The organism is Thermoleptolyngbya sichuanensis A183, assembly GCF_013177315.1.
Taxonomy (GTDB): Bacteria; Cyanobacteriota; Cyanobacteriia; order Elainellales; family Elainellaceae; genus Thermoleptolyngbya; species Thermoleptolyngbya sichuanensis.
The window spans coordinates 4,666,272-4,686,807 of record NZ_CP053661.1 but is presented as its reverse complement, the minus strand read 5'-3'; the positions used below and the strand labels follow the sequence as shown (position 1 = coordinate 4,686,807).

General features: G+C 57.2%; 18 protein-coding genes. 9 read left to right on the top strand and 9 right to left on the bottom strand.

Translation table 11 applies throughout. The features are described 5' to 3' along the window. The first annotated feature begins 30 nt into the window (after positions 1-30). Positions 31-1,260, top strand: a complete 1,230-nt coding sequence (gene ispG, locus HPC62_RS19385; protein ID WP_216655291.1) for a (E)-4-hydroxy-3-methylbut-2-enyl-diphosphate synthase — start codon at positions 31-33, stop codon at positions 1,258-1,260. Positions 1,261-1,508: 248 nt separating this feature from the next. Then, positions 1,509-2,798 (top strand): carboxyl-terminal processing protease CtpC, encoded by a 1,290-nt coding sequence (ctpC, locus tag HPC62_RS19380; RefSeq protein WP_172358123.1) that lies wholly within the window; start codon positions 1,509-1,511, stop codon positions 2,796-2,798. An 80-nt stretch (positions 2,799-2,878) separates the two neighbouring features. On the opposite strand, the gene HPC62_RS19375 is transcribed toward ctpC, so the two are convergent. The 3 genes from HPC62_RS19375 to mraY all read right to left on the bottom strand — a co-directional run bounded on the left by HPC62_RS19375 (position 2,879) and on the right by mraY (position 4,786). Continuing rightward, a complete protein-coding gene (locus HPC62_RS19375) occupies positions 2,879-3,124 on the bottom strand; it encodes a DDE transposase family protein (protein WP_172358122.1) in 246 nt (81 codons plus the stop codon). Between the two features lie 233 nt (positions 3,125-3,357). After that, positions 3,358-3,510: an isochorismate synthase gene (locus tag HPC62_RS19370; RefSeq protein ID WP_068509430.1), complete on the bottom strand. Its 153-nt coding sequence runs from the start codon at positions 3,508-3,510 to the stop codon at positions 3,358-3,360. 175 nt (positions 3,511-3,685) lie between these two features. Further along, entirely contained in the window at positions 3,686-4,786 is a 1,101-nt protein-coding gene (gene mraY, locus HPC62_RS19365; protein WP_172359059.1) for a phospho-N-acetylmuramoyl-pentapeptide-transferase, read from the bottom strand. A gap of 690 nt (positions 4,787-5,476) precedes the next feature. Here mraY and HPC62_RS23220 point away from each other — a divergent pair. The 3 genes from HPC62_RS23220 to cobA all read left to right on the top strand — a co-directional run bounded on the left by HPC62_RS23220 (position 5,477) and on the right by cobA (position 9,671). Further along, entirely contained in the window at positions 5,477-7,369 is a 1,893-nt protein-coding gene (locus HPC62_RS23220; protein WP_205369917.1) for a Ycf66 family protein, read from the top strand. Between the two features lie 58 nt (positions 7,370-7,427). Next, the gene (locus HPC62_RS19355; protein ID WP_172358121.1) at positions 7,428-8,453 is read left to right on the top strand and encodes an ABC transporter permease; all 1,026 of its coding nucleotides are present in this window, start codon (positions 7,428-7,430) and stop codon (positions 8,451-8,453) included. Between the two features lie 444 nt (positions 8,454-8,897). Then, positions 8,898-9,671 (top strand): uroporphyrinogen-III C-methyltransferase, encoded by a 774-nt coding sequence (gene cobA / locus HPC62_RS19350; RefSeq protein WP_172358120.1) that lies wholly within the window; start codon positions 8,898-8,900, stop codon positions 9,669-9,671. A 14-nt stretch (positions 9,672-9,685) separates the two neighbouring features. Here cobA and HPC62_RS19345 read toward each other — a convergent pair whose 3' ends face one another. From HPC62_RS19345 to psaI, 3 genes are all read right to left on the bottom strand, one after another. After that, on the bottom strand, positions 9,686-9,838 hold the full coding sequence (locus tag HPC62_RS19345) for a Uma2 family endonuclease (protein ID WP_172358119.1): 153 nt from the start codon (positions 9,836-9,838) through the stop codon (positions 9,686-9,688). A gap of 181 nt (positions 9,839-10,019) precedes the next feature. Next, the gene (locus tag HPC62_RS19340; RefSeq protein WP_172358118.1) at positions 10,020-10,502 is read right to left on the bottom strand and encodes a photosystem I reaction center subunit XI; all 483 of its coding nucleotides are present in this window, start codon (positions 10,500-10,502) and stop codon (positions 10,020-10,022) included. Positions 10,503-10,602: 100 nt separating this feature from the next. Then, positions 10,603-10,707, bottom strand: coding sequence for a photosystem I reaction center subunit VIII (psaI, locus tag HPC62_RS19335; RefSeq protein WP_172358117.1), 105 nt, complete (start codon positions 10,705-10,707; stop codon positions 10,603-10,605). A 382-nt stretch (positions 10,708-11,089) separates the two neighbouring features. Between psaI and HPC62_RS19330 the strand changes: the two genes are divergently transcribed. Beyond that, positions 11,090-13,726: a hypothetical protein gene (locus HPC62_RS19330; RefSeq protein ID WP_172358116.1), complete on the top strand. Its 2,637-nt coding sequence runs from the start codon at positions 11,090-11,092 to the stop codon at positions 13,724-13,726. Positions 13,727-13,779: 53 nt separating this feature from the next. On the opposite strand, the gene HPC62_RS19325 is transcribed toward HPC62_RS19330, so the two are convergent. Beyond that, positions 13,780-14,424 (bottom strand): hypothetical protein, encoded by a 645-nt coding sequence (locus HPC62_RS19325; protein ID WP_172358115.1) that lies wholly within the window; start codon positions 14,422-14,424, stop codon positions 13,780-13,782. A gap of 388 nt (positions 14,425-14,812) precedes the next feature. Between HPC62_RS19325 and HPC62_RS19320 the strand changes: the two genes are divergently transcribed. Continuing rightward, positions 14,813-15,028 (top strand): hypothetical protein, encoded by a 216-nt coding sequence (locus HPC62_RS19320; RefSeq protein ID WP_172358114.1) that lies wholly within the window; start codon positions 14,813-14,815, stop codon positions 15,026-15,028. Positions 15,029-15,525: 497 nt separating this feature from the next. Next, positions 15,526-16,125, top strand: coding sequence for a Uma2 family endonuclease (locus tag HPC62_RS19315; RefSeq protein WP_172359058.1), 600 nt, complete (start codon positions 15,526-15,528; stop codon positions 16,123-16,125). A 105-nt stretch (positions 16,126-16,230) separates the two neighbouring features. Here HPC62_RS19315 and HPC62_RS19310 read toward each other — a convergent pair whose 3' ends face one another. Together HPC62_RS19310 and HPC62_RS19305 are read right to left on the bottom strand one after the other, a co-directional pair. Beyond that, a complete protein-coding gene (locus tag HPC62_RS19310; protein ID WP_290427086.1) occupies positions 16,231-16,818 on the bottom strand; it encodes a CPBP family intramembrane glutamic endopeptidase in 588 nt (195 codons plus the stop codon). Positions 16,819-17,156: 338 nt separating this feature from the next. Next, the gene (locus HPC62_RS19305; RefSeq protein WP_172358113.1) at positions 17,157-18,278 is read right to left on the bottom strand and encodes a DUF3326 domain-containing protein; all 1,122 of its coding nucleotides are present in this window, start codon (positions 18,276-18,278) and stop codon (positions 17,157-17,159) included. 865 nt (positions 18,279-19,143) lie between these two features. Between HPC62_RS19305 and HPC62_RS19300 the strand changes: the two genes are divergently transcribed. Continuing rightward, positions 19,144-20,499, top strand: a complete 1,356-nt coding sequence (locus HPC62_RS19300) for a S8 family peptidase (RefSeq protein WP_205369911.1) — start codon at positions 19,144-19,146, stop codon at positions 20,497-20,499. The last annotated feature ends 37 nt before the right edge of the window (positions 20,500-20,536 follow it).

Here is a 20,536-nt window from a genome sequence, read left to right as displayed (position 1 = left end):
CATCGCCCATCTCTACTCAGGCCCAAGGGTATGCAAACGCTTCCTAATCCTGTCAACGCGCCCACTGCTCCGTCTGCCCCTGCCGATGCCAACGTAGGCATTGTGCGTCGCAAAACGCGCCCGGTTCCGGTGGGCGACATCACCATCGGCGGCGACTATCCCGTGGCGGTGCAGTCGATGATTAACGAAGACACGCTGGATATTGAGGGTTCCGTTGCGGCAATTCGGCGGCTGCACGAGATTGGCTGCGAAATTGTGCGGGTGACCGTGCCCAGCATGGCCCACGCCAAGGCGATGGAGGAAATCCGCGATCGCCTCTACAAGTCCTACAAGCCCGTGCCACTGGTGGCCGATGTGCATCACAACGGCATGAAAATTGCCCTAGAAGTGGCAAACTATGTGGACAACGTGCGGATCAATCCGGGGCTGTATGTGTTTGAAAAGCCCAAGAGCGATCGCACGGAATACACCAGCGCCGAATTTACTGAAATTGGCGAAAAGATACGCGAAACCCTAGAGCCACTGGTTGTCAAGCTGCGCGACCAAAACAAGTCCATGCGGATTGGCGTGAATCACGGCTCTTTGGCAGAGCGGATGCTATTCACCTACGGCGACACGCCCGAAGGCATGGTCGAGTCGGCGCTAGAGTTCATCCGCATTTGCGAATCGCTGGATTTCTACAACATTGAACTATCGCTGAAAGCCTCTCGCGTACCCGTGATGATTGCTGCCAACCGCCTGATGGTAAAGCGCATGGACGAGCTAGGCATGGACTATCCGCTGCACCTAGGCGTGACGGAAGCCGGGGACGGCGAATACGGCCGCATCAAGTCCACCGCAGGCATCGGCACGCTGCTGGCCGAGGGCATCGGCGACACAATCCGCGTCTCGCTAACGGAAGCCCCGGAGAAGGAGATTCCGGTTTGCTACGGCATCTTGCAGGCGCTGGGGCTGCGGCGGACGATGGTGGAGTATGTTGCCTGCCCGTCTTGTGGACGCACCTTGTTCAACCTGGAAGAGGTGCTGGCCAAGGTTCGCGCTGCTACAAACCACTTGACTGGGTTGAATATCGCCGTGATGGGGTGCATCGTCAACGGACTGGGCGAAATGGCTGATGCCGACTATGGCTATGTGGGCAAGCAGGCAGGCTACATTTCGCTGTATCGGGGACGTGAAGAAATTAAGCGCGTTCCGGAAGATCAGGGTGTGCAGGAGTTAATTAACTTGATCAAGGCAGATGGACGCTGGGTTGAGCCGTAGGGTCTAGAGAGCGATCGCCCTCGTTCCACCCTGGACATCCCAGCCAACGTCGGTGTTGCTCAGTTCCTCACTCTGATTGGGCGAACTTTGACACGCGAACTTTGACACGCGAACTTTGACACAGGGATTTTCTCGTTAATGCTTCTGTTGCCAATGCTTCTGTGCTTCTGTAATGATTAAGCAGCCCGACTCAAGATGCCTGTGCTAGATTGGGCGTACCCTCGTCGTGACCTTCTCCTCCTATCGCTATGGATATTACAAAACGCGGACTCGTTTTGGGCAGCACGGCATTTGCTGTCGCAGCAATGACCGTTACCGGGGCGGGGATGCACCTGTCCAAAGGCCAAGCGTTCTTCCAGGAAAGCCCGAAGGAGCTAGTTGACGAGGTTTGGCAACTGATCAATCGCACCTACGTCGATGCCACGTTTAATCAGGTGGATTGGCAGTCCGTCCGACAGGAGTATTTAGGGCGAAACTACACAAGCCGCGAAGAAGCCTACACCGCTATCCGCGAAATGCTGGAGCTATTGGGTGATCCCTACACGCGATTTATGAACCCGGCGGAGTTTCGGGATATGCAGGTGGATACGTCGGGCGAACTGACGGGGGTCGGCATCCAGCTTTCCCAAGACGAAGAAACCAAGGAACTGGTGGTTGTTGCGCCGATTGAAGACACGCCTGCGTCTCAAGCTGGCATTCTGGCTAGAGATGTCATTACCAAAATCAACGATCAGACGACTGAGGGCATGGATGTGAACCAGGCGGTGTCTCTGATTCGTGGCCCGGTCGGCACTGAGGTTACGCTTACCATTCGTCGGGGCGATCAGGAGCTAGAGTTCAAGCTGCAACGGGCCCGGATCGAGCTACATCCAGTTAGGTACTCTCTGCAAGACTCCTCGCTGGGCAAGGTCGGCTATATCCGCCTCAACCAGTTCAGCGCCAACGCCTCAGAAGAAATGAAAGAGGCAATTCAAGATCTAGAGCGGCAGCAGGCAACGGGCTACGTGCTGGATCTGCGCTCCAATCCAGGCGGGCTGCTCTATGCCAGCATCGACATTGCCCGCATGTGGCTAAATGAAGGTGTGATCGTGTCCACCGTAGACCGCCAGGGCATTGCAGAACAGGAGCGGGCCAACGGCAGCGCTCTGACAGATAAGCCGCTCGTGGTGCTGGTGGATGGCGGTTCGGCTAGCGCCAGCGAGATTTTGTCGGGTGCGCTGCAAGACAATGGTCGCGCGGTGCTGGTGGGAACGCAGACGTTTGGCAAGGGGCTGGTGCAGTCGGTGCGGGGGCTGGGCGATGGCTCTGGGCTGGCGGTGACGGTTGCCAAATATCTGACTCCAAGCGGGCGCGATATTAACAAGCAGGGGATCGAACCCAACGTGCTGGTCGAGTTGACCGACGAACAGCGGGAAACCCTCAGCCAAAACCGGGATCAAATCGGTACGCTGGCTGATCCGCAATATGCGCGGGCACTGGAGGCCCTGCGGCAGGAAATTGCGGCCCATCGGCAGCGCCGAGCCGAATCGCTGCCCTAGTGCGACGCTTTGCGCTCCAAACTATTTCAACTACTCGATTTCAACTACTCGATCCAGCGATCCATTCGATCTGACTATTTTTAGCGCGGCAGGCATTTTCCAGCGCGAATCAGCCCCACCCGACGGGCGATCGCCTCGCTTTGGGGCGCAAACGGCCCCCACTGCTGGATTTCGGTATCTTCTGCGGTCTGCGACGGGCTGGCAAGTTCGGGGTTCAGATCAGCCGCAGCCACGATATCGCAGTGGCCTTCGGGCTGCTTGACGATGTACCAGTCGGTAGGAGCATTGGTTGATCCATTCGTCGCTTCGTGGGTCGATGCATTCATAGGGGCGATGGCTTGTGGGGTAGAGCAAAATGCAGGGAGGGGCGATCGCCTGCGATCGCTTCGTGGCGCTTCAATCCTAGCAGCGTCCCTACAAAAATCCCCCCTTAGCCAATAACAGCATAGAGGAGGGATTTTTTGATTAGTCAACCGATTGATTAGCCAGCCGGATTCGTTCAGAAATGACAGTCGGCGAATGATCTAGCAGAAATGACAGTCGGCGAATGATCTAGCGGCTATTTAGTGGATTCTACGCGCTCAGACAGCGGATCACCTTCGTAGGGCTGCACGCCCGTTTTGGGATATTCGTCTCGGTCAGGGCTGAAAATCTCCGATGCTCCTTCGGTAAGGAATTGAATTGCCTGTCCAATGACCTTAAAAAGATTCATAACGCTGGCCTCAGCAACGAGTGAACGAGGAGCGAGTCATCTGGATAGAGCGGAAATCAAAAGGAAATATAAACTATCCTTAACTTGCCCCACTTCAATCATAGGAAATCCAAGGCTTTTTTTGTTGCGTTCGCTACCATTCTTTACAGGAAGCGCCAGAGCTTTAGCCCTAGCCTTAGCCCTGAAACAGCGACAAGCAAACTAGAACCAGCAGCACGCCAATTAGATAGAATCGCCCCACCACCTGAGTTTCTGACCAGCCCGCCAGTTCCAGATGATGATGCAGCGGAGCCATTTTGAAGAGACGCTTGCCGATACCGTTCTCGTCTTTAGTGGCTTTGTAATAGCCGACCTGAGCAATGACGGACAACGTTTCGACCAGGAAGATACCGCTCAGAATTAGTAGGCCAAAGAGCGACTGGCTGACAATCGCCGCAGCCGCCAGCGCTCCACCCAGCGCCAGGGAACCCGTATCGCCCATGAACACACGGGCGGGGTTGTGGTTGTGTACCAAAAAGCCCAGGTAGCTGCCGCCCATCGCCGCACAGAAAACGGCTAGCTCAGGGTGAGCCGGGGCAACGAGTGCCGCCAGACCAAGCAGGGCGATCGCCCCTGTGCCCCCCGCTAGCCCGTCCAGCCCATCGGTCAGATTGGTGGCGTTGCTCTCGGCCACCAGCACAAACCACGACACCAGCCAGAACAGCGCCCCAAGTGGTAGCGCCAGTCCAAAGGGCAGCAGCACCGTGGTCATACCTGGAAACGAGTGGCTAAAAGCCCAGAGGCAAAATAGCCCCCCAAAGCCGAGTTGCAGCGCCAGCTTCGTGCGGGGAGAAATACCCTTATTCGACTTGCGGCGGAGGATTTGCCAGTCGTCAAGCCAGCCAATAAATCCGTAAGCAAGGGTCAACCCCGCAACCGCTACCACGGTCGGGTGAAACCCGGAGAGCAGCAGGGCGATCGCCACGCCAACAGGAACAACGAAAATGCCGCCCATCGTCGGAGTGCCTGCCTTCTTCAGGTGCGCTTGGGGGCCATCCTCGCGAATCACCTGGCCCGCTTTCCATGCGCGGAGTTGTGGCACGGCCGCATAGCCCAACGCTCCGACCCCCGCCGCAGACAGGGCAAAGGGCAACGTCAGACTAGCCGCTTGCCAGGGCGATCGCCCCGCAGCAACATCCAGCGCCGCCATCAGACAGACCAGAATCGCGGATAACGTCAGGAGCAAGGTGCGCCCCGTTACTGAAATTGACCGACCTGGAGAAATCTTTGCATCCACAGTTTGCGCCTTCACTCCTCACCACAGCCTCTTCTTGCTACTCAAACCCTCAAAACCTGGACTCAGAAGCCAAGGCGACCTACTTTCGCCTAGAAACTACCGAAACGTTTCGAGAACTTAAACCCCAGAAGAGTTATCTAATTCTGGATTACTCAGCGTAATGCCTAAAGCACGATTTGAGCCAAAAATCTAGAAGCTGATATCAAACTTCAAACTCAAACCCGACGAATCCAGAAATCGTAAGCAAACGTCACACCACAAATAATACAGACGGGCAGGCTTTTTTCCACCCTTCATTCGGAAATTTACATTAGTTTACGGCGATCGCGCGTCATTTGAGTCACACATTTGAAAAATGAGCCCGAAAAATTAGAGCTAATTTATGAAGCAAATCTTAAGAAGCCTGAAACTCTTGGCATGTGTGGCTTTGAGGTCATGTTTGCCCAGGAAAAGCGGTTTCTCGGAAATCCTTGATTAACAAGGCTTTCAGGCTCCTTTACAAATTAGCTCTTAAGCTCGAAAAATCAGCAAAAGAAATCGTCCGAGTTGCGCGAGAACCCAGGCTGGGCAGAAATCAGAAAGACTGGCGGTTCAAAAAGCGCGTGGCTCCGGCCCAGAGAACCCGAATCTCGCACAGGTTCCAATCTCACGCAAAATATAGAAGTAGTCCTCAAACGGGAGGCAGAAACAATGTCCCACATCTTGGCGCTAGTCGTTGCCCTGGGCAGCTTTGGGCTGTATATGTCGGCGTTTTTTCTGCCGGAGGTCTACCGCAAAAACGACTTTGTCTGGAGCGGCGTGGGCATGTTCTATGCCCTGGTGCTGTGGGTGTGCGCGGGTCGCATCACGGGCGGCGTGCTGCTGGGACAGATGGCCAGCGTCGCCCTGCTGGGCTGGATGGGCTGGCAGTTGATCGAATCGCGGCGACTGCTTACACCCTACGACCAGCAAACGCGGTTGCCCGGATCATCGCGCAACTTGGGCGATTTGCTAAAACTGGCAGCCGAGGAACTGCCGGGCCGCCTCCAGACCCAGTTCAAGGCTTTGCCGCAGCAAGCATCGGGCTGGATGAGTCAGGTGACGAGTCGTGTCGGCAAATCACCCAAGCTGGCGGGCAAACCCGCGCGATCGCTCCCCAAAGCCAGCCCCAAAACCGTTCCACCCCAGCCCGCGCCTGCTGATGCGTCCAGCGATACCCCTGCGCTCGCTACCCCAGCCGCTGCCAGAACTCGACAACCTCGCCCCCCAGCCAAAACCACCCCTGCGGCCGCTGCCCCCAGCGTTACACCAACTATGCCTGAGGAATCGCCGACCCCATCCGTCGAAGGGGCTGAGCCGCCAGACCAAGCCGTTTCATCGACCGCCCCGCCTACAAAGTCGGAGGCAGCACCAGCCGTATCTGATCCCCTCGCTCCTGCCCCATCCACCGTCCCATTGACTGCCCCATCGACTATCCCATCGACCGCCATCGCTGCATCCGATCCTGCATCCGATGCTGAACTTGGGAGGACTCTGGAACAGGTCGCTGCTGACGAAACCTCGGAGCCAGCAGCGTGGGCAGAACTGGCCACAGACTCAACAGACTCAACAAACTCGGCTTCTCCAGACGCATTCCGGCCTGCGACCGAGGACTCGTTTACGCTGGACGAGGTGCTAGTAGAGCTAGCGACCGGGGAAATGTCGGGCGAAATGTCTGTTAACGTGCCTGCCGATCGCAGCCCTACTGATACCCCTATTCCCTTCTCGGCTGCGCCCGAAGTGCGGGTTGAGCGGCAGCCAGAGACGTTTGAACTGGAGCCTGATGCGCGAACCATGCAGCCCAGTTCTCTAGCACCTCTGCCAGATTCACCAGATTCAGGTCTATCAGATCCATCAGATTTATCTGATGTTCGGGCTAATGTGCAGCCTGACGTGCGGACTGATTTGCGGACTGATTTGCGGACTGATGTACAGCCTGAAAACTCTCAGACTGAGAATCAGCCCCAGCCTCAGATTCAGGACTTGATTGAATCCGCCGATGGGTTATTCGAGTTGGCAACGGAGCCTGAATCTGGTTCGTCGCGTCTGGATGCGCCTGTGGAGGAATTGCCTATGGAGGAATTGCCTATAGAGGAATTGTTGGATGCGCCGCGATCGCTCGATGTGCAGCCGCTGCCTGCTCAGCCCGAAGACGCAGCCTGGGAGTTTGACTGGGAACTGCCGTCACTAGACTCGCCGGGGTCAGGCTCTCCAGCGCCAGATCTGCCAGCGCCGGATTTGCCAGCGCCAAATCTGCAAGACTCAGATTTGCAAAACTGGACAGACGAGGCCGGGGCGATCGCCCAAAACTGGCAGGACGAGTTCGACGACGACTTCAGCGACGATTTTGACCCCGAACCGGAAAATGCTGGGGAAAATGCGGTAATTGTCTCCATTGAGCGCCTTGATTTATCGCCAGCGCTGGCAGACCCCATCGAGCAGCGACCCAACGAAGCAGCGGCTATTTCCCACGCCAACGCTGCCGAAACGACCGAGGATCTAGAACCCGCAAAATCAGAACCGTCCTTTGCAGATGAAGACCCCGATGACGATTTGCTGATATAAAGATATCTCGCTATCCCGCCTCAATTATTCCCAGCCCAACTCGAACCCCCGATTCTGAATGTCCCGTTCCTCCGCCCTCCGCACCTACGTCCTCTCGCGCCTGCTGCTGGCTCCGCTGATGCTGCTCACCATCACGACGCTGGTGTTTCTGCTGCTGCGGGCCACACCCGGCGACCCGGTGGACGCAATCCTGGGGGCACGGGCACCGGACGAGGTGAAAGAAGCCATGCGAACCCGACTGGGGCTAAACGACCCGCTCTGGCTGCAATACGTGAACTATTTGGGGAGTCTGCTGCGGCTGGATCTGGGCACCTCGCTGACCACGCAGGGGCAACCCGTCTGGCAGATTATCCAGCAGCATTTTCCCGCCACGGTAGAGCTAACCGTATGCAGCATGGTGGTTTCGGCGCTGGTGGGAATTGCCATTGGGGCGCTGGCCGCGTCGCGCCCCAACTCTCCGCTGGATGCGGGCGGGCGGCTCTTTGGCATCCTCACCTACGCGGTGCCGATGTACTGGTTTGGGATGCTGCTGCAATTGCTGTTTGCAGTGCAGTTGCGTTGGTTTCCCATCGGCACGCGCTTTCCACTGGCAGCGACCCCGCCGCCGCGCATCACGGGGCTATACCTGTTCGACAGTTTGCTAGAGGGAAATCTGGGGCACTTCTTCACCACGATTTATTATCTGACGCTGCCCAGCCTGACGCTGGGGATCTTGCTCAGTGGCGTGTTTGAGCGGATCGTGCGGGTCAACCTGAAGCAGACGCTGCGGTCGGATTATGTCGAGGCGGCGCGGGCGCGGGGTGTGCCAGAAGTGCGAATCGTTACAGCACATGCGCTCAAAAATGCCATGATTCCTGTGATCACGGTGTTGGGGCTGATGGTGGCCTCGCTGCTGGGCGGCGCAATCCTCACGGAGGTGACCTTTTCCTGGCCGGGGCTGGCAAATCGGCTCTACCAAGCGATCGAATTTCGGGACTATCCCGTCGTGCAGGGAATTATGGTGTTTTTTGGAGTGATTGTGGCGATCGCCTCCATCCTGATCGATATCTTCAACGCCTGGGTCGATCCGCGCATTCGATATTGATGATTCGATATTGATGAATTGATGATTGATGAATTGATGATTGATGCAAATTGATCCGAACGGTATTGAGCCAAACGGCTAAGAGGGTGTTTGAAAAGGTATCGCCTGTAATGTTAAGCACTCAGAGATCCCCCCTAGCCCCCCTTAAAAAGGGGGGAAACCGCCTTAAAGTCCCCCTTTTTAAGGGGGATTTAGGGGGATCTTACACGCTTTGCTACAAACAGTAGGACTTTTCAAACATCCTCTAAATCGAATCCAACCGACGGTCTACTATCAAAAAATGTATCAAAAGGTACGGAATGCACCCTGTGCATGGTAAAGCGATGATTCCCGCATGGCGCTTCTCTGTTCGCCAAAGACAGACGATACACTGACGGAAACAGGAGTCAGGTCGCTTACGCCAACCCTCCAACCCCTCATTCACTCATTTCCTTTCTTCCTTCTATGCAAACTCCCCTCGGCAAAGTCTACCTAGTTGGCGCGGGCCCCGGCGATCCGGGCTTGTTTACCCTGAAGGGCAAGACCCTGCTGGAACATGCAGACGTGGTGGTGTATGACGCGCTGGTGAGTCCGCAGATTTTGGCGATGATCAACCCGAAGGCGGAGCAGATCAACGCAGGCAAGCGGCGCGGGCGGCATTCGCTGGTGCAGGAAGAAACGACTCGCCTGCTAATTGCAAAGGCACAGACCCACGCGATTGTGGTGCGACTGAAGGGCGGCGACCCGTTTGTGTTTGGGCGGGGCGGCGAGGAAATGGAGGATTTGGTAAATGCGGGTGTGCCTGTGGAGGTGGTTCCGGGGGTGACATCGGGAATTGCCGCGCCGGCCTATGCTGGAATTCCGCTGACCCACCGCAGCTACAGTTCCTCTGTTACCTTCGTCACGGGGCACGAGTCGGCGGGCAAATATCGCCCAGAGGTAAACTGGCGGGCGATCGCCCAGGGCAGCGAAACCATCGTCGTCTATATGGGCGTTCACAACCTGCCGCACATCGTCGCAGAACTCCAGGCTGGCGGACTCTCCCTCCACACGCCTATCGCCCTCGTCCGCTGGGGCACGCGCCCCGACCAGGAAGAACTGCTGGGCACGCTGGGCACGATCGCCCAACAGGTCGAAGAAACCGGCTTCGAGGCTCCGGCGATCGCCGTCATCGGCAACGTCGTCCAGCTTCACAGCGTCCTGGCGGGCTGCCGACCTGCGATTTACCCAGCAATCTGATGCACCCATGCTTTTTACCCCATCTGTTGTAGAAACAACTGAGTGATCGGAATCCTAATATCTGGAAAAGCGAGGGGGGCGATCGCCGCATTCCCTGGTTGCGTGTTCAATTGCCGATAGTCGTCTGGAGTTGGCTCCCGAAACACCAGCACTTCGCGGCGATGCACATCCAGAATCCAGTAGAACTTTCTAACGCAAAAGGGGGTGCGGATACCGATCCACGCCCCCTCTGAAAATTTTAGGTAGAGGTTTAGTCAAAGAATCCCAGGAAAGGCCAAGCCGATTGCAGGCTTAACACACGGGTTCGCGCAGATTCAAACCAGAACCAAACGCCTAACCCCCAACCCTCTAGCCTGCCAGGTTGCCAAACGTTTCAAACACGCCCGACTTGAACACCTGGAACACGAGATAGGCGAAGGCTGCGCCGCCGATGCCGCCCACCAGGAAACTGCCTGCAAACTCGCTCCAGCCCTCAGACGTAGAGAGAGCTTCCGGCGGGTTGGGCGTGGTCACCGTGGCGATCGGCTTCTTCACGCCAGCGCTGCTGTAGAGCGACAGGCATACCGTCAGAATCACCACCAGAATCACGGCTTCGATCAGCCCCACCAGATCGCCCACGCCAGAGTTGCGGAACTGGCTGGTGTAAGCAAAGGGGCCAAAGAGCAAGTAGCCATGCGCCATGCCCACCTCTAGCCCGCGACGCTGAGCCGACAGCCCAGGACGATAAGCAGGCAGGTTATTAATCAGCGCTTTGGTAAAGCCGGAGGAATTGATCGGAGTTGCTAGGTTGCCGATCTGGGGATCGCCAGCGGGCTGCACTACGTCTGTCATGTTCGAGAATCTCCAAGAAATTTGTAACGGTTCGTTGCGATATCTGAGAATGAGGAGAAGAAAACCTCAGATAGGATCGGGCAAAGTCGGGCAGAGTGAATTACTCGTCACGCTCGATGTAGATGAACAAAAGCGCCATCGTCACAGCGGGAAACACCCAACCAATGATGGGAACAAAGATGGAAGGCAAATAAGAAGCTGCCATATCAAATTTCCTATCGGGAACTACAAGCGGTTCAGAACCGAATGTACTGCGAATTGTGCTGCAATGTCGAAACGCTAAGAATTTTTAACAAAATCTGCTCAAGTCAGGCTGGTGGTTCCACTTCTGTAGTAATTCGATACACTAAAACCGTGTATTGGACTGTGTATTTGTGTAATTAAAGAAGCACGGTGATCATCCAGCTTGGGCGAGTGCTGAAGACATCTCGAAACATTTGTTTCAGCACATGTTTCAGCAAATCTGTTTCAGCCTGTTTTTCAGGGCGTGATGCTGGACTGAGTGCCGACCGAAAGCTGACCGAAAGCTGACCGAAAGCTGACCGAAATTAGTATTTTGCGTTTCCCAGTCCTGGCAAGAGGTTCTGATGGCGTTTTGGGAATTTCTGATTCAGCAGGAGGGCGATCGCTCTTGGTTGCCCCTAGAGTCTCCCGATGTGGAGGTTCTAGAAGGGCGCTATCGGGTCGTGGCCCGCTCCAGCCGGGTAAATACACCCGTCGAAATTTCTATTATCCAGACCATCACCACCGAGCATCCGCCCCGACGGCGCGTACAAAAGCGGATGGGGCAGACCAATCCTGACGGGCTGCTGGTGGTGTTGCCCTTTACTCGGCTGGAGCCGGGGGCATGGGAGTTGCGCTGCGTTGGCGATCTCATGTCTGACTTGGTGGGTGAGGGCTGGGGCTATGGGGTCAAGCTCCAGGTCTTGAGCCATGAGATGGAGGCAGACGGAGACGATGACCTGTCGCCGACGGACTGGCAAAGCCGCATTGCAGTGACCGATCAGGTGGCAGATTCAGCCCCAGATCGAGCGGATGAGCCTTTGGAGCCTGAAAGACTGCCAGAAGCCCAAAGTTTCGCCCAAGGTTTCCTGGAGCTAGAGGATCTGGGCGATCGCCCCCTAGCCTCACCTCCGATCGAACCCGCCATTACCGAGCCAGTCATCGAGCCAGCCATTACCGAGCCAGCCGTTACCGAGCCAGCCGTTACTGAGCCAGTTTCGGCAGCAGACGACTTTCTAGCAGCATTAGAGGCGATCGAGACGGAACCCCCCGAAGCGTCTGAATCTGGGGCAACGGTAGCCGAGGCTGAGGCGGAAGACTTACCAGACGCTGGTGCGGCAGCAGGTGCAGAAGTTTCACACCGTCCAACCGAGCCGTCGGAACTTGACCCGACTCTGGCGGCAGCGATCCTCTCCCCCGCCGACCTGCCGCCGCTGCGCCTGGTGCTACAGCCCGACCACTATGCCGCGCAGTGGGGCAGTGCGCTGCGGATCACTGGCCAGGTGGTCGCCGCGACTCCCGACTGGGCCGAAGGCTCCCGACCAGAGCTTCCCGCCCTGTCTCTGGATCTGATCCTGCGCGATCCGCAAAGCGGCGAACCGCTGGTGCAAGTCAGGCATCACTTGCCAGATGGAACCCTGCCCTGCCCCATAGACTGCGCGATCGACATTCCCGATGTAGACACCACCCGGCTGATGCTGGGCGAAGCAACGCTGTCCGCGCCTCAAGGAGAACAGCAGGAGCCATTTTTGCTGGCGGCCCAGAGCTTCACGGTGACGGCGGCGCTGGATGATTTGCTGGAGGCGATCGCCAACGATTTTCCAGGCGACCTCACCTCGCCGTTTGTCGATGAAGAAGACCTAGATCTGTCCTTGCTCAACTTGGTGGATGGCACACCCGTCTCCGCCGCGCCATTGCCAGAAGTCCGTCCAGCAGGCGATCAGGTGTTACCGCCGCAGATCTTTCAGCCAGCAGCGGCCGCCGATGCGCCGACCGCCAAGCCTGTGGAGCTACCGCCCTGGGGCAACCCGCTGCCTGGCTTTGAAAACGGCATGAGCCTCTGGCAGTTGGCAGCCGCCGTTTCGACTGGGCAAACCCCCGTCACTCGCCTCGACAGCAGCGCCCCGCCGCCCGATCCATCCCAAACGGACGAAATCCAATCGACAGCGGATCAAACCGAGGGCGAATTGACCCATCGCCTGCTTCCCGACGATCAAGCAGCATGGGTTGAGGAGGTTGCAAATTTTGCGGACTCCGACGCGGCAGCTCCAGAATCGCCTCCCCCGCCCCTCGCCGCAGCAGACGATGCCGATCTTTCGATTTACCTGACTCACGTCAATCGCGCCAGTCGCTCAAAGCCGCCCGTCGAAATCCCCCCGGACGAACCCAGAGCCGCTGTCCGAGAAGTGTCCCCAGCAGCAGCCGACCCTTTGGAGGCAGGCAGTTCCGAAACTGCAAACCTGGAAGCCACAGTTTCAGAGCCGCAGCCCGACCAGACGCAGCCGACTCCGGCGATCGCCGATTCGGCAGATACCCCGCTGGAGTGGAACCACGAAGCATTCTCTCTGGGGCAGCCTGCGCCCTTGCCCAACGGCACACCCCGCTTTTTGTCGCCGGAGGATCGGGCCTTTCAGGCGTTGAACTTGCAGCGTCGCTTTTTGTCTCGGCTGACGGCGCTGGCGACCGATCGAGAGCTGGGGACGCTGATGCAGCCGGGTTCGCCGCCGCTGGGACGTGACCTGGACTTGACCACGGACGAAATCGTGGTGGAAGATGCGCCCCTGCCGCCGCCCCAGCGCTCCAGCCTGTATCGCCCCGAACACGCACCAGAGCTGCCGCCCGTGGTGTTGCCTGCGGAAGAGCCTGTGCCCTCACCTGTGATGGACGTGCCTCAGGGCGAACTCACCTCTGGCCAGCGTATTGAAATTGGTATTGCCTTACCCGATCTGGAGCCGCGCTTTTACATCAAGCTGTGGCTGCGCGATCGCCAATCTCGCACGATTTTGGACGGGCCGCGCTGGGTGATGAACTTTGCACCCGATGGCCAGGGCTACCAGATTGCCTACACCCAAGTCACGGTGCCCTTTGGCTGCGTGGAAACGCAATTCGAGGCAATCGCCGTCGAAATGTCTACCCAGCGCGAGAGCCGCAAGGTCGTCCAGTCGCGCCGGGTGGTGCCGCCTGACCTACCCCAGCTTGATTTGAACGATCTGGGCATTTAATCAGGGCGTTTGATTAACCCACGAATCAACTTATTAGGAATTTAGGAATCAACTTATAGACCGACTCGGATTGATCCGGCATGACAATCCCGAAGCCACAGTCGAATCGCCTGCGCGACCACACCTTCGCTGCCGTCGCGGGGCGGGCTGGCGGGCTGCCGCTGGGGATAGCCACCCACACTCGACAGCACACCTGCCAGGTGCCACTGGTTTGCCTGCTGCGTTAGAAAAACCCAGTAAAATCCCTGGAGTCGGGTATAGCCGCCGTAGCCGTACTGCCGCTCTAGCGTGGTGAAAAAGACCTGCTGGGGTTGGTCGTCGGGGGCGATCGCCTGATATTCTGCCAGCCCCAGTGCTTCCAGATTTGCAGGCAGGGGGCGATAGTCGGGTGGCCCCGCCAGCAGCACGTAGCTCGGCGGCAGGTCGGTGGCGCGGCTCCGGGAGCGCGATCGCGCAATAACGCGATTGGCATAGCTGGGCAAATCACGCAGCAGCAGCGGCATCAAGGACTCGATCGTGTCGGGACAGCGGGTTTGCGGCACGCGCCGGGATGGCTCGCGAGAACGCTGGGCGATATGGATTGGCTCCGTCGGGTGCAGGAGCGTTCCCCCGCTGCCTGCCAGATCGAAACCCCTGGCGGCAGATGGCGTGATGACTATCGGCGCAAACAGGGCGATCGCCCACCATCCATTCCCCATAGCGTTCTACAACCTGCCCCAAGAAAGCCAAACAAGTCAGCCTCAGGCCCTTAGAGGATGTTTGAAAAGTCCTACTGTTTGTAGCAAAGCGTGCAAGATCCCCCTAAATCCCCCTTAAAAAGGGGGACTTTAAGGCGGTTTCCCCCCTTTTCAAGGGGGGCTAGGGGGGATCTCTGAGTGCTTAACATTACAGGCGATACCTTTTCAAACACCCCCTTGAGGCCTCCAGCCCATTCTCCCTAACAAGCCGAAAACCGAGTCCTTCCCGATTCCCAACGCTACTCTGCTGCATAGATTACACTTCATTGCGATTCGCAAACTGTGTAAACCCATCATGCTACGGTCGATACTGTTAATTAAACACATGTATTCGAGATATCGCAGGCACATGAAGGAGAACATTCTAATTTCTTCGACTGAATCCATCGCCGCTCCCACCCTGAGGGAAGACTTCAGCGAATACGTTGCACATCTTCAACTTCACATGGCCCTGCACGCCCGTAAGCTGGTTCCCAACCTAAACAGCACCGATGGTAGCCGTCAGCAGCTGTTGCACCAGACGCAGGCCGACTTCGAGAAGTTTGTGTCTCGCCAAGGTCTGTAGGCTGGCAATCTGGAGTCAGCGTTGATTTAAGCGCTTTTCTTTCAGGAGGCGCTGCTTGCACAGAGTCTCTATACTCTCTATACAGAGTCTCTACTTAGTCTCCACTCAATCGACCCGGATGCCCACCGCTCCAGTCGATAGGTCGTAATCGGCTCCCACCACCTTGAGTTGTCCCGCTCTCACCGCTTGGGATATGCTCACTGCCTAGAGTATGACGGGAGATTGGGTCAGCCGCCGAGTTTGTAGCCGGACGTTTGCTTTCACCGCGCAGGTGAGGCGATCGCCCGGCTTTTGCATGTAAACTGCACATAAACCAATGGCAGCTTTGCCTGGGAAACTTGTAGATCTTTTAGGACTTACGCAGTTGGACAATTTCTCTCGGGCGCAGCTCGCGAGAAATTGTCCAAAATCCAGGAAGTATATCGCAAGTGCGTAAGTCCTGACCTTTGTAGATTTCAGGAATCAGGTCAGGAGAAAATCGGTGGTTCAAATTTCAAATAAATTTAGCTCGACTTCATGCAGACGAATTTATTGCACAGTGTGGCGATCGGGATTCCTATGAGTTGATTGATGGAGAGCTAATTGATTTGGAGCCAACAGGGTTACATAAACAGGGGATTGGCTTTATCGCTCGGAAACTCAGTGTTGAAATTGACCAACTAAACTTGCCCTATGTGATTCCCCATCGTTGCCTGATCTGCATCTCTGACAGCACAGCGTTTTGCCCAGATGTAATTGTTCTTGATCAGACGCAGTTGGTCCATGAACTGCTGTGGCGGCATCAAGCAGTAATTACATCAGGTGTGGCAATTAAGCTGATTGCTGAAGTAGTGAGTACAAACTGGCAAAATGACTATGCTCGGAAGACTGAAGACTACGCGCTACTGGGAGTGCCTGAGGATTGGATTGCGGATTACCTGGGGTTGGGAGGTCGAGATTATATCGGAATTCCCAAGCAGCCAACGATCACCATTGGTCAACTAGAGGGCGATCGCTATCAAAAGCGCTTATTTCATCAAGATGACGACTTAAGCTCAACCATTTTCCCAAATCTGCGGCTCCGGGCAAGCGCGATCTTTTCTGCTGGGAAGGGCTAGGGAACGTGCAAGGGGAACTCAAAGACTACCAAAACTTGCAAAAGGCGCTCTAGAAACTCCGTAAACAAGAAACTCCATAAACAGAAACTAAAGTTGAGACTGCCCCTAACCGCTGACCTCTAGCTGCTTCAGCTTCCAGGTGCCGCTAGAAATTAGATTCGTCACGATATGCGCCACAATCGGCACCAGCAGGTTGCCCGTCAGCAGCGCACTAGCCCCCAGCGCCGCGCCCACCACTGTTGCCCAAACTACATAGGCCCACTGTTGCGACCCGCTGTAGTGCAACACGCCGAAGCACAGGCTGCTGACTAGCACACCAAACCAATTTAGCCCGATGGCGGGCAGCATCACGCCGCGAAACAGCAGCTCCTCACTCAGCCCCGGCAGCAGCCCCAGCCAGATTAGGTCAACCCAGGTCAGCGGCTTGATGACCAGCGCCAGGTAGGTGTCTGCACTGGTGCGATAGGCCGGCCAGAGGCGATAGGCTCCCTCACTGGCCAGGCTAATACCCAGTGCCAGCGCCACCCCAAGCCCTACCGCAGACGGACGAACGCTGACGGGCAGCATGTCCACCGTGTCAAACGCCAGCCAAAACCGGGACGCAATCAGCAGCACCAGCGCCGTAATGCCCATTGCCGTTAGCACCTGGGTGCGATCGAGCGGTTCGAGTTGGGGTTGGGTGGGGGTGGGCACGGTGCTGAAGGGCTAGGGTGCTGAAGGACTAGGGGTTCAAGGGTTGGGGTTTTGGAGGGTAAGGTTTACCCAGGGGCTTGTGATCATTCCGTTGCGCTTGATCATACTATTCAATTCGCACTATCCAATTCGCACTATCCAATTCTCAATGGGCAACTTTGCCGATCGCCCTCACCCTCAATCCCTCTCCCAGAGCGGGAGGGGGACTTCAAGCCTCTCTTGCTCCCCTGCTCCCAGGTCGAGAGAAGGGTTTGGAGGATGAGGGCAGATTGAAAGTTGCACATCCCGTATCCAATTCTTTCTATCACTCCATCCCGTCTGCCTGCTGCCTAATTCTCTCAGGCTAGCATTTTGGGGAGGTTTGCTGTGAGGGATTCTAGGCTGGCGGAAGGGGCGATCGCCCGCAAAGTCTCCACCGTTGGCGATAGAGCAGCGGGGTTGAGGCCAGCGCGGTGGGCGACCAGCACGCCGAGGGCTTCCAGATAAGACTGGACGGCGATCGCCCGAATGCCCATTGCCTTAGCAGGAGCCTGCATCCGCGTGGTGTTGTCCGCCACGGTGATGATTTGGGTGTGGGTTTGCCCCAGGCTGAGGACAGCACTGCCGCCGCAAGCCGTGGCAGGAATCACCAGCGCATCAACCTGATCGGCCCAGATGTCCTGGCTCAGTGGGTTCTGATTCGTCTGGCAAACAAACTGCGGGGCGCGGCTGAGGCCGACCAGCACGCAGGGAAGAAACGTGTGTCCCAATTCCTCAGCAGCAGACTTGGGAGAAAGCGTCGGATCGAGGGGCAGCGGCGACAGGGCGGGCGCGTGGGCGCAGGGAACTTGGAAGGTTCGGACGACGAGATGACTAATGACGGCTTCGGCTCCGGCCAGAGGATCGACTCCTTGCCCGTGGCGATAGTCCTGCAAGGCATTGCTGCCCTCGTCGTCGGGAAAGCGGGCCACAACGGCGATCGCCTCTGCTCTGACCTGCGTAATCAGCGTTTCTACCCCGCGCAGCAGGCTATCGGGATGTTGCAGCGTGCCCCAGGTTGCGCCGGAAGCTGCCGTTTGCAGGCTCACACCCAGCGGCGCATCCGTCACGACATACTCCGTCAGGCTCAGCCCTAGGGTTGCCCGCGCTGCGTCTGCCGCCTGCAAGTGTCGCCAGCGTAGTTCCGGCTCGATGCCCGCATCCAGCAACAGCCCCACTCGGTTCTGGCGCACCGGCCGCAGCCCCCACTGTCCGGCGGCAAACTGATCCAGCCCATAGCCTTCTACGTACAGCGCGTTGGGCAGCGGCCAATACAACTGTGCCCCGTTCAGCACGTTGGGATGAGTAATCAGCCGATCGGCCACCTGGGCGATCGCCCTTGCCACGGGCAGCGCATCCCCCGCATAGCCGCCGATTGCTGCGCCCACCCCCGTCGGCACAATCAGCATTACGGTATAAGGGCGATCGCACGTTGGGTTCATAGGAATCAGGTTTTGAGGATTAGGATTCGGGGAGTAAGGCTCCACAGTAGCCACAGTAGAAACTGATTATAAATCAGGGTGCATCTGTATCCAGAGGGGACTCCAAGTAACTCGGATTGCGGTTTTTAAGGATTATCCAGAAGTCCATCTGCTCAGGTTGCTGAAGATTCTGGATGGTCGGGCGTTGGCTGAAAGACGGCAATCGCCCAGCGCATTTTGGTACAACGGTCTGGCGTAGAGCTTTGCATTGCTCTGCATCAACTTTGCGTCAGTTTTGTGTCAACAGTTTTGTGTCAACAGTTTTGTGTCAACTCTGCATTGGTTTTGCATACGTCTTGCTGCGTCTGAATTATGTCTGTTTGTGCAGCCTAAGCTGCGACCCGGATAATTTTAATTCAGATGGATATTAGTAATGCCAGACCTTACTTACGCTTCATTGCCCGATACCTTAAGTGCTGACTTGCCCGGCCTGTCTTCAGGCTTTCACTTGTCTGGACTAGCAGGCACAACCGATGGCTTCAGTCGCCTCGGCAGCCAAGCATACCCGCAGCAGACTGCCTTCAGTGCCAGATACGATCAGGATACGTTCAAAAACTTATCCGATATTGATTCAATCTCAGGTTCAAGAAGCCGTTCGTTATCGTTTAATTTATCCATATCGAGTTCAAGTATTTGGGATAGTTCTCGGTTTGCATCCGGCTCTCTCTTCAGCGGATCTTTTAACGGACAGGAGGGGGGCGATCGCCCGTCTTTCGCGAATTCCCAACCCGGCCAGCGCCATACCTCAAAGTCAGACGCGCTCACGGGACTCGCAGACGATGAAAGCCTAGTCGCCACAGCCACCCGAAACCGCAGATCGGGCGGCGTGAATGCTCAGCAAACCATCCACGAATCGCTTTCACGCTGGGATGCCCGCAACCCCACTCGCCCCAATACTTACAAAGATGACTACAGGCTGCAAAGCACAACGGGCGGACAGGTACAGCTAGACCTGACCTCTGGCGCGTTTGATGCGTACTTGCAAATCGTCGATAGCCGCACGGGTAGGGTCATCGCCGCAAACGATGACGGGGGCGGCGGCACAAACGCCCGCCTGACGCTCAATCTGCAAGCAGGGGTTGGCTATATCGTCCGCGTGACCAGCTATTGGGCCAATGAAACGGGGAACTACTCGCTGACGCTGAGTACGCCCAATGCTCAGCCCCCCGCCAACGGGTTCAACAGCACCTATGGCTATGGCCTGGTCAATGCCGCAGCGGCCGTCGCGCAGTCGATCGGTCGCACGCCGTATACCCCAGTGGCAGACGCAGGCCATAGCTGGAGCAATAACCTGGTGAATGCGCCAGAGGTCTGGGCACAGGGCTACACCGGACGCAACGTGGTGGTGGCTGTGGTGGATACGGGCGTGGACTATACCCACAGCGACCTGGATGCCAACATCTGGCGCAACACGCGGGAAATTCCGGGCAACGGTATCGATGATGACGGCAATGGCTTTGTGGACGATGTGCGCGGCTGGAACTTTGCCAACGGCAACAACAATCCGATGGACGTGAACGGGCACGGCACCCACGTTGCCGGGACGATTGCCGCAGAGAACAACGGCACAGGCATTACCGGAGTTGCCTACAATGCCCAGATTATGCCTGTGAAGGTGCTGGGAGACGACGGATCGGGCACAAACCTGAGCGTGGCGCGGGGGATTCGCTATGCGGCCGACAACGGGGCAAACGTGATTAACCTGAGCCTGGGCGGTGGCTATAGCAGCGACATTGAGTCGGCGATCGCCCATGCCGTTTCCAGAGGGGCGATCGTGGTTATGGCGGCAGGCAACGAAGGCGCAGCCCGCCCCAGCAACCCGGCCAGCCTTGCGATTCAGTATGGTGTCTCCGTCGGGGCAATCGACAGCAGCGGCAACCTGGCATCCTTCTCCAATCGCGCCGGAACCGATAGCCGAATGCAGCATGTTGTAGCCCCAGGGGTGAATATTCTCTCGACTCGTCCGGGCGGTCGCTATCAATCCCTGAACGGCACGTCGATGGCTACCCCCCACGTCGCGGGTGTGGTCGCCCTGATGCGTCAGGCAAACCCCAGCCTGACCGATGCCCAGGTGCGCCAAATCCTGACCAGCAGCGCCATCCGCGCCAGCAGCAGCTTGTCCAGCCCGGTCGATCCTGCGTCTCTGACGCTGACGCTTGTACCCCGGCGATCGCGCCGCTAGGGAATTCCAGAACCGGGGGCCTGCGCTCCTGGTTCGT